The organism is Janthinobacterium sp. KBS0711, assembly GCF_000988085.1.
Classification (GTDB): Bacteria; Pseudomonadota; Gammaproteobacteria; order Burkholderiales; family Burkholderiaceae_D; genus Janthinobacterium; species Janthinobacterium lividum_E.
Window position 1 is genome coordinate 366,841 of record NZ_LBCO01000033.1, and the last position, 8,907, is coordinate 375,747.

Annotated in this window: 7 protein-coding genes; 6 read left to right on the forward strand and 1 reads right to left on the reverse strand. The window is 63.8% G+C overall.

Annotated features, from left to right (window positions below):
* Positions 1 to 22: 22 nt before the first annotated feature.
* The 4 genes from VM94_RS20275 to VM94_RS20290 all read left to right on the forward strand — a co-directional run bounded on the left by VM94_RS20275 (position 23) and on the right by VM94_RS20290 (position 5,363).
* Positions 23 to 2,287, forward strand: a complete 2,265-nt coding sequence (locus VM94_RS20275; RefSeq protein WP_138829179.1) for an alpha,alpha-trehalose-phosphate synthase (UDP-forming) — start codon at positions 23 to 25, stop codon at positions 2,285 to 2,287.
* On the forward strand, positions 2,287 to 3,048 hold the full coding sequence (gene otsB / locus VM94_RS20280; protein ID WP_046685076.1) for a trehalose-phosphatase: 762 nt from the start codon (positions 2,287 to 2,289) through the stop codon (positions 3,046 to 3,048). Before VM94_RS20275 ends, otsB begins: the two co-directional genes overlap by 1 nt.
* Positions 3,049 to 3,051: 3 nt before the next feature.
* Positions 3,052 to 4,905: a glycoside hydrolase family 15 protein gene (locus tag VM94_RS20285; RefSeq protein ID WP_046685077.1), complete on the forward strand. Its 1,854-nt coding sequence runs from the start codon at positions 3,052 to 3,054 to the stop codon at positions 4,903 to 4,905.
* Between the two features lie 98 nt (positions 4,906 to 5,003).
* Entirely contained in the window at positions 5,004 to 5,363 is a 360-nt protein-coding gene (locus tag VM94_RS20290) for a hypothetical protein (protein WP_046685078.1), read from the forward strand.
* Between the two features lie 85 nt (positions 5,364 to 5,448).
* Here VM94_RS20290 and VM94_RS20295 read toward each other — a convergent pair whose 3' ends face one another.
* Positions 5,449 to 6,372: a LysR family transcriptional regulator gene (locus tag VM94_RS20295; RefSeq protein ID WP_046685079.1), complete on the reverse strand. Its 924-nt coding sequence runs from the start codon at positions 6,370 to 6,372 to the stop codon at positions 5,449 to 5,451.
* Positions 6,373 to 6,491: 119 nt separating this feature from the next.
* Here VM94_RS20295 and mdcA point away from each other — a divergent pair, with 119 nt between their 5' ends.
* A complete protein-coding gene (gene mdcA / locus VM94_RS20300) occupies positions 6,492 to 8,165 on the forward strand; it encodes a malonate decarboxylase subunit alpha (RefSeq protein ID WP_046685080.1) in 1,674 nt (557 codons plus the stop codon).
* A partial coding sequence (locus VM94_RS27875) for a triphosphoribosyl-dephospho-CoA synthase (protein WP_442905229.1) occupies positions 8,165 to 8,907 on the forward strand: 743 nt, incomplete at its 3' end. The genes mdcA and VM94_RS27875, both read left to right, overlap by 1 nt.

The window sequence follows — 8,907 nt, forward strand, 5'->3', positions numbered from 1 at the left end:
GATGATAGTACGATCACTCCGAATGTCCTTGCGCTTCATCCTGCCACTGGCTCTGGTGCTGGGACTGTTTGCTTATATTGTGGTACCCCTGCTCGACAATATTACCCTGCGCTGGTATGTGCGCGACCTCGACAGCCGGGCAGAATTGCTCGCTGGAACCCTCCGGCCTTCGCTGACCGAATACCTGCCCGCGCAAGACGCCACCCGCATCAGCGAACTGTTCCAGGGCGCCACGCGCGACGAGCGCCTGATCGCCATCGGCTTTTGCGACAATGCGGGGCATCTGCTGTACCAGTCCGCGCAATACCCCGCTTCGATCGGCTGCTGGAGCACGCCTTCCACGGGCGGCTTGTACAAATCCCTGGCGCAATTGCCGCAAGGGCAAGTCCACATTAGCGAAACGCCCGTGATGCAGGATGCGTCGCAGCTGGGCCGCCTGGTGCTGGTGCAGGACATGAGCTTTGTCGAGCGCCGCAATACGGATACCAAGCGTTTTATCTTTGCCTTCCTGGCCGTGCTGGCCGTGCTGATTTCCCTGATGACCGTGTTCGTGGCGCACCTGAGCTGGCGCGGCTGGCTGGCGGCCGTGAAGGACATCTTGCGCGGCGAATTGCTGTCGAAGAACAATCCAGCCGTTGCCGCCGCCGCACCGGCCGCCGCGCCCGCGCCGCCGCCGGAAATGCAGCCGCTGATCGGCGACTTGCGCGAATTGCTGCAGGAATACCACCTGGAACGCCAGGGCGATAACGGCTGGTCGTCCGACTGGACGCCGGACAAGCTGCGTGCCTTGCTTGAAGCGGACTTGTCCGGCGACCAGGTGCTCGTGGTGTCGAACCGCGAGCCGTACATCCACACCAAAACGGAGACCGGTGTTGCGGTGCAGCGTCCCGCCAGCGGCCTGGTGACGGCCGTGGAAGCCGTGATGCGCGCCTGTTCCGGCACGTGGATCGCGCATGGCGCCGGTTCCGCCGACCGCGAGACGGTGGATAAACTCGACCACGTGCCCGTGCCGCCCGACAATCCCAGCTATACCTTGCGCCGCGTGTGGCTGACGCAAGAGGAAGAGCAGGGCTATTATTATGGCTTCGCCAATGAAGGCATGTGGCCGCTGTGCCATATCGCCCATGTGCGCCCCGTGTTCCGCTCGTCCGACTGGGAGCAGTACGTAAAAGTCAACCGCCGCTTTGCCGACGCCGTGATCGCCGAAGCGAAGACGGACAACCCCGTCGTGCTGGTGCAGGATTACCATTTCGCCTTGCTGCCGCGCATGGTGCGCGAAGCCTTGCCGAAGGCGACGATTATTACTTTCTGGCATATCCCCTGGCCAAACTCGGAATCGTTCGGCATTTGCCCATGGCGCGAAGAAATCCTCGATGGCTTGCTGGGCAGCACGATTCTCGGCTTCCACACGCCATTCCACCGCAAGAATTTCCTCGAAACGGTGGACCGCTACCTGGAAACCCGTATCGAACCGGAAGCGTCCACCATTTCCTATGGCGGCGAGATGACGCAGGTCGAGGATTACCCGATTTCCATCGCCTGGCCGGACGACAATCCGGACCAGCCCGACGTGGCCACATGCCGCGCGCAAATCCGCAGCGAACTGGGCGTGGCGCCCGACCACTTGCTGGGCATCGGCGTGGACCGCCTCGACTACACGAAAGGCATCGTCGAGCGCTTCCAGGCCGTCGAGCGCATGCTGGAGCAGCAGCCCGGCATGGTGGGCCATTTTACCTTCGTGCAGATCGCCGCCCCCAGCCGTGCCTCGCTCGATGAATATCAAAGTTTCGACGCCAGGGTGCGCAAGATGGTCGAGCGCATCAACCGCCGCTTCGGCAGCGGAGACTATGTGCCCATCCTGCTGAAAGCGGAGCACCATGGACAGGACGATTTGCAGCGCTATTTCCGCGCTTCCGAAGTGTGCATGGTGACGAGCTTGCATGACGGCATGAACCTGGTGGCCAAGGAATTCATCGCCGCGCGCGACGACGAACTGGGCGTGCTGGTGTTGTCGCAATTCACGGGCGCTGCGCGCGAGCTGCACGAAGCGCTGATCATCAACCCCTACCATATCGAGCAGGGCGCCGACGCCCTGTACCGCGCCCTCGTGATGCCGCCCGTGGAACAGCGCGAGCGCATGAAGAGCATGCGGGCGCGCGTGAAGCATTTCAATGTCTACCGCTGGGCCGGGCGCATGCTGCTCGATGCGGCCCGTTTGCGCCAGCGCGACAAGGTCATGACGAAGATCGACGCCCACAGCCGCATCAAGCGGCGCAAGGGGATTTGATGGCGGAGATTCCTGACGATACTGCAGCCCTGTTGCAGCTGCTGAGTGCGCCCGGCAGCGCCGTTTTCCTCGACTTCGACGGCACCCTCGTCGACCTGGCTCCCACGCCCGACGGCGTGCGCCTGGAAGCGGGCGTGGTCGACGCGCTGCTCGTGCTGGCGCGCCGGCATGGCGGTGCCTTGGCCATCATTTCCGGTCGCCCCGTGGCGCAGATCGACGCGATGCTGGCGCCCTTGCTGCTGCCCATGGCCGGCGTGCACGGCGTGGAGCGGCGCGATGCCGATGGCCGCCTCTCCGTCGTGCCGACACCCGACGTGTCTGCCGTGCTGGCGCGCGCGCAGGCGCTGGCCGAGCGCCACCCCGGTTTGCTGGTGGAACACAAGCGCGGTGCGGTCGCCCTGCATTACCGGCTGGCGCCGGAACTTGAACAGCTGTGCGTGCAGGAAATGACGGCGGCCGTGCAAGCGTGCCCCGGCCTTTTACTGTTGCATGGCAAAATGGTTCTGGAAGCCAAGCCTGCCACCACCGACAAGGGCAGCGCCATCGCCGCCTTCATGGCCGAGGCGCCGTTCGCGGGCCGCCGTCCCGTCTTCGCCGGTGACGATACCACCGACGAGGCAGGTTTTGCCTATGTACAAGGAGCGGGCGGACATGGCGTGAAGGTGGGCAGCGGCCCCAGCGTGGCCACCTTGCGCCTGGCCAGCCCCGACGCCTTGCGGACAGCCTTGCTGGCCGCCTTGGAACACATACAGAAGGAGTAGCCGATGACGACATCCTATGACACCCCCAGCGGCGCGCATGCATCCGCCGCCAGCAACGCCGCCAGCTTGCCTCCCGCGCAAGCATCCCTCAACTGCGGCGTGGTGGGCAATTGCGCCTTCAGCGCCCTGATCGACCAGGCGGGGCAGGTCGTCTGGTCCTGCCTGCCCCGTTTCGATGGTGATCCTGTCTTCAACGGCCTGCTGGACGCCACGGAAAACGGCAGCGTGTGGGCCATCGACATTGAAAACTTTGCCCGCAGCGAGCAATTCTACGAGCCGAACACGGCCGTGCTGCGCACGCGGCTGTACGACACGGATGGGCGCGGCGTGGAAATCACGGATTTCGCGCCCCGATTCCTCAGCCGCGACCGCATGTTCCGCCCGCTGATGCTGATCCGCCGGGTGCGTCCGCTCGATCATGCCGTGCGCATCCGCGTGCGTCTGCGTCCCCGCTACGACTGGGGCAAGCTGGCGCCGCAGATCACGCAGGGCAGCCACCACATCCGCTACGTGGGGCCGGAACAAACCTTGCGGCTGAACACGGATGTGTCGCTCAATTATGTGCTGAGTGAAACGTATTTCGTGTTGGGCGGCACGGCCAACTTCCTGCTGGGGCCTGATGAAACCCTGGCCGGCGGCATCGACGAGACGGCGCGCATCTTCGAAAAGGAAACCATCAATTATTGGCGCACCTACACGCGCCGCCTGGCCGTGCCGCTGGAATGGCAGGACGTGGTCATCCGCGCGGCCATCACCTTGAAACTGTCTTTATATGAAGACACGGGCGCCATCATCGCCGCTATGACCACCAGCATTCCGGAAGCGCCGGGCAGCAGCCGCAACTGGGATTACCGCTACTGCTGGCTGCGCGACGCCTTCTTTGTCGTGCGGGCACTCAATAGTTTGTCCGAAGTGGGCACGATGGAAGAGTATTTGCGCTGGCTGACGAATATCGTGGCCCGCTCGAAAGGCGGCCACATCCAGCCCCTGTACGGCATCGGCCTGGAAGAGCAGTTGCCCGAATCCATGCTCGACCACTTGCCCGGCTACCGCGGCAATGGTCCCGTACGCGTGGGCAACCAGGCACAGGAACACTTCCAGCACGACGTCTACGGCAATATTGTGCTGGGCGCGGCGCAGGCGTTTCTTGATCACCGCTTGTTCCACCGGGCGGGAAAAGCCGAGTTCGCCGCACTGGAAGCCGTGGGCGACCAGGCTTTCAAATTGCATGCGGAACCGGACGCGGGCATGTGGGAGCTGCGCACGCGGGCCAGGGTCCACACCTCGTCCATGCTGATGAGCTGGGCTGCCTGCGACCGCCTGGCCAAGGTCGCGCATAAACTGGGCTTGCCGGACCGCGCCGATCACTGGAACAGCCGCGCCGTGCTGATCCGCGAGCGCCTGCTGCGTGAAGCGTGGAGCGAGGAACGCCAGGCCTTCGCGGAAAGCCTGGGCGGGCGCGACCTCGACGCCTCCGTGCTGCTGATGGCGGAAGTCAACTTCATCGACCCCATGGACCCGCGTTTCATCGCCACCGTCGACGCGCTGGAAGCATCGCTGTGCGACGGCCCCTACATGCGCCGCTACGAAGCGCCCGACGACTTCGGCAAACCGGAAACGGCCTTCAACATCTGCACCTTCTGGCGCATCGACGCCCTGGCCCGCATCGGCAGGAAAGACGAAGCGCGCAAGATCTTCGAGACCATGCTGCTGGCGCGCAATCACTTGGGTTTGCTGTCGGAAGATACGCATCCCGTGACGGGCGAAATGTGGGGCAATTTCCCGCAGACGTATTCGATGGTGGGGTTGATCAATTGCGCCGTGCGCTTGTCCGCGCCTTGGGATAGCGCGATTTAATTGTACCGTGTCATTACGCGCCAGGTCATCACCAGGCTTGGTGCGTAGTAACACGAAATACCGAAGGGCATCCACACTGATCAATACGAAATACCGAGATGATGACCGCAAACGACATTTTAGCGACAATAAATGACAGCATTTTTCTTGAGACTATTTTCCAGAAAGATACTGACTGGGATGCTGCATTGTGCGCCAGGGAATCTGTTGAGTTTGATGGCGCATGGTGTGCCAGCTACGAAAAAGTGACCTCATCTTGTCCACCTGAAGGCGCCCTGGTGAAGGAGATCAGGGAGGTCGCATTCAAGAAAGTGTATCAAGTCACTGAAAATTCCGACCTTGCTGGCTATGTGTCGGACGATATGGGCCTGATTGCGCAGGCATGCCACGATAAAGTCGAGATCGACTTTATCGACAATCTCTGGAAAACCTATATGCGCGGAGAGTTTCCAACTTGAGCTGATACAGGCATGGTCCAAAGTGCAGATGGCATGCGGCATCATTATTATTTCAATGTCAGCGCGGCGCTCCTGCGACTCCATTTCAGTTGCCAGTTGCGCGCTCGCCACGCCCATACAACCGGCACTCCGCCGCCAGCGCCAGCAAATTCGGGTCGCGCTCGCGGCTGCTCAGCATCAGCAGGGTGATTTGCTGGTGCGAGCCGTAGCGCGCGTCCAGGGGCAGCAGTTCGATGCGCGAGCTGAAGGCGCGCACCCTACCGGGCAGCAGGCTGTAGCCGATGCCGCCGCTGACGAGGTTGATCAGCGAGAAGATGTCGCCGACCCGCATGGCCGTGTCGGGCACGAATCCCGCCAGGTCGAACGCGTGGTTGAAGCTTTGCGAGGTGACGAAGCCCTCGTTGAGGGTGACGAATTTGTCGTCGCGCAGCTGCTGCAAGTCCACCGAGGCGGCGCCCACATAAGGTGAACCGAGCGGGGCGGCCAGGTAGACGTCGTCCTGGAACAGGGGTACGGCCACCAGCCCGGCATGCTGTTCTTCCTCCTGCACGCCGACGATGATGGCATCGAGTCGGCCATCGGCCAGGCTTTGCAGCAGTTCTCTGTTCGAGCCCAGGGTCAGGTCGATGTCGAGACCGGGACGGCGCAGTTTCAGGGCGATCACCAGTTGCGGGATGCAGTGCAGGGTCAGTGAATACAGCGAACCGATTTTCAGGCGCACTGGGTTGATGCCCGACATTTCGCGCACTTTGCGCACGCCTTCCTCGCACTCGGCCAGGGCGCGCCGCGCCGATTCGGCAAAGGTGTAGGCCGCATGCAGCGGAATCAGGCTGCGGCCCTCGCGCTTGAACAGGGGGCAGCGCAAGCCGTCTTCCAGCGAGTGCAGGGCGCGGTGCACGCTGACCGTGCTCTGGCCCAGCGCATCGGCCACCCTTGCCAGATTGTTCAATTCCATAAAGCTGAGAAAAACCTCGAGCTTTTTCAGAGTGATTTCTTCGTTGATGGCCATGACTAGCCTCTTTCAAGGGAGTTCATTAACTTCAGGGTAATGAACATGGTAGCAGGTTGATTGTCGCGCCTCCGTTTTCGCTCTATCGTCAGGGTTCGATAGCTCAATTCGGAGGCAAGATGTCAACCGCCACAGCAGCGCCGGCGCAGCGGCAAAAACAATGGGACACGCGGCGCACCGAGAAGCGCCGCCGCCTGGACGCCGTGCGCCAGTACGCGAGCGGCCCCGTGCTGCAACGGAGCGACATGGTCGCCGTGCTCGAAGCGCTACTCGCGCCGGGCGACCGCGTCGTGCTCGAAGGCAACAACCAGAAGCAGGCTGACTTCCTCGCCCGCATGCTGACGCAGGTCAACCCCGACAAGATCCACCATCTGCACCTGATCATGCCCAGCGTCAGCCTGCCCGAGCACCTCGATCTGTTCGAACGGGGCATCGCCCGCAAGCTCGACTTTTCGTTTGCCGGCACGCAAAGCCTGCGCATCGCCCAGTTCCTGCAGGATGGCTTGCTTGAGGTGGGCGCCATCCACACCTACATCGAACTGTATGCGCGCCTGTTCGTCGACCTCACGCCCAACGTCGTCATGGTGGCAGGCTACATGGCCGACCGCCAGGGCAATCTGTACACGGGCCCCAGCACCGAGGACACGCCCACTTTGGTGGAATCGGCCGCCTTCCGCGACGGCATCGTCATCGCCCAGGTCAACCAGATCGTCGACGACGTCAGCGACTTGCCGCGCGTCGACGTGCCCGGCTCGTGGATCGATTTCGTCGTGCAGTCCGACAAACCGTTCTTCATCGAACCGCTGTTTACCCGCGACCCGCGCGTGATCAAGCCCGTGCACGTGCTGATGGCCATGATGGCGATCCGCGGCGTGTATGAAAAACACCAGGTGCAGTCGCTCAATCACGGCATCGGTTTCAATACGGCCGCCATCGAGCTGATTTTGCCCACGTATGGCGAGCAGTTGGGCTTGAAAGGCAAGATCTGCCGCAACTGGGTGCTCAACCCCCATCCGACCTTGATCCCCGCCATTGAGACGGGCTGGGTCGAGAGCGTGCACTGCTTCGGCGCGGAACTGGGCATGGAAGGTTATGCGGCGGCCCGGCCCGACGTGTTCTTCACGGGCCGCGACGGTTCGATGCGCTCGAACCGCGCCCTGTGCCAGCTGGCGGGCCAGTACGCGGTCGACCTGTTCATCGGCGCCACCTTGCAGATGGATGGCCTGGGCAACTCGTCGACCGTCACCAATGGCCGACTGGCGGGTTTTGGCGGCGCGCCCAACATGGGCCACGATCCGCATGGCCGGCGCCACCCGACACCGGCCTGGCTGGACCTGATCGAGACGGACGACCCGCTCGCGCGCGGCAAGAAGCTGGTGGTGCAGATGGTCGAAACGTTCCAGGATGGCGGCCAGCCGACCATCGTCGAATCGCTCGATGCCGTGGCCGTGGGCCAGGCCAGCGGCATGCCGCTGGCGCCCGTGATGATCTATGGCGACGACGTCACGCACGTGCTGACGGAAGAGGGCATCGCCTACCTGTACAAGGCCCGCTCGCTCGATGAACGCAAGGCCATGCTGGCGGCCGTCGCCGGCGTGACGCCCATCGGCCTGCGCCACGACCCGAAGACGACGGCCAAATTGCGCGCCGACGGCCTGATCGCGCTGCCCGAGGATATCGGCGTGCAGCGCGGCGCGGCGAACCGCTCGCTGCTGGCGGCGAAAAGCATCGCCGACCTGGTCGAATGGTCGGACGGCCTGTATCAACCACCCGCCAAATTCAGGAGCTGGTAATGACGACCATGATGACAGTGCCGGTGCGCGAACGCGCCGCCGTGCTGGGACGGCAAGTGCTGCAGGCGCTGCTCGACGAAGTGACCTTGACGCCGAAACCGGGCCTGGTCGATTTGCGCAGCCGTGGCGCCCACACGGACTTGAACTGGGCCCTGATGTGCCATTCGGCCTGCGTGCTGCAGCCCGTGTTTGCCGCCATGGCCGACGCTGGCGCGCGGAGTGAAGACGACGACTTGCTGCGCCAGCGCATCGGCGCCATCGGCCGCGACGGCGAGGCGCTGATGCTGGCAGCGACGGGCGGCGTGAACACGCACCGGGGCGCCATCTGGGCGCTGGGGCTCTTGGTGACGGCGGCGGCGCAGCAGGGCGCGCGCGGCGCATCGCTGGCACCAACAGCCGTGGCGGCGCGGGCCGGCGCGCTGGCCCGTTTGCACGACCGCGGCGCGCCTGGCGCCACCGGCAACAAGGGCGAGCTGGCCTGCCACCAGTACCAGGTCGACGGCGCGCGGGGCCAGGCACGTGCCGGCTTTCCCCTGGTGACAGGCGTTGGGCTGGTGCAGCTGCACGCCTCGCGGGAGCGCGGCGACAACGAAACGACGGCGCGCCTGAACGCCTTGCTGGCGATAGTCAGCCAGCTCGACGACACCTGCGTGTTGTCGCGCGGCGGCGAGCCGGCTTTGCTGGCACTGCAAACGGGTGCGGCGCGGGTACTGGCGGCCGGCGGCGCGGCCACAGCCGCCGG

What these genes read in the sequence shown, in the direction of transcription:
- VM94_RS20295 (WP_046685079.1), bottom strand. Translation starts at nt 6,372, where the DNA reads ATGGCCATCAACGAAGAAATCACTCTGAAAAAGCTCGAGGTTTTTCTC.
- VM94_RS20290 (WP_046685078.1), top strand. Translation starts at nt 5,004, where the DNA reads ATGATGACCGCAAACGACATTTTAGCGACAATAAATGACAGCATTTTT.
- VM94_RS20275 (WP_138829179.1), top strand. Translation starts at nt 23, where the DNA reads ATGTCCTTGCGCTTCATCCTGCCACTGGCTCTGGTGCTGGGACTGTTT.
- mdcA (WP_046685080.1), top strand. Translation starts at nt 6,492, where the DNA reads ATGTCAACCGCCACAGCAGCGCCGGCGCAGCGGCAAAAACAATGGGAC.
- otsB (WP_046685076.1), top strand. Translation starts at nt 2,287, where the DNA reads ATGGCGGAGATTCCTGACGATACTGCAGCCCTGTTGCAGCTGCTGAGT.
- VM94_RS20285 (WP_046685077.1), top strand. Translation starts at nt 3,052, where the DNA reads ATGACGACATCCTATGACACCCCCAGCGGCGCGCATGCATCCGCCGCC.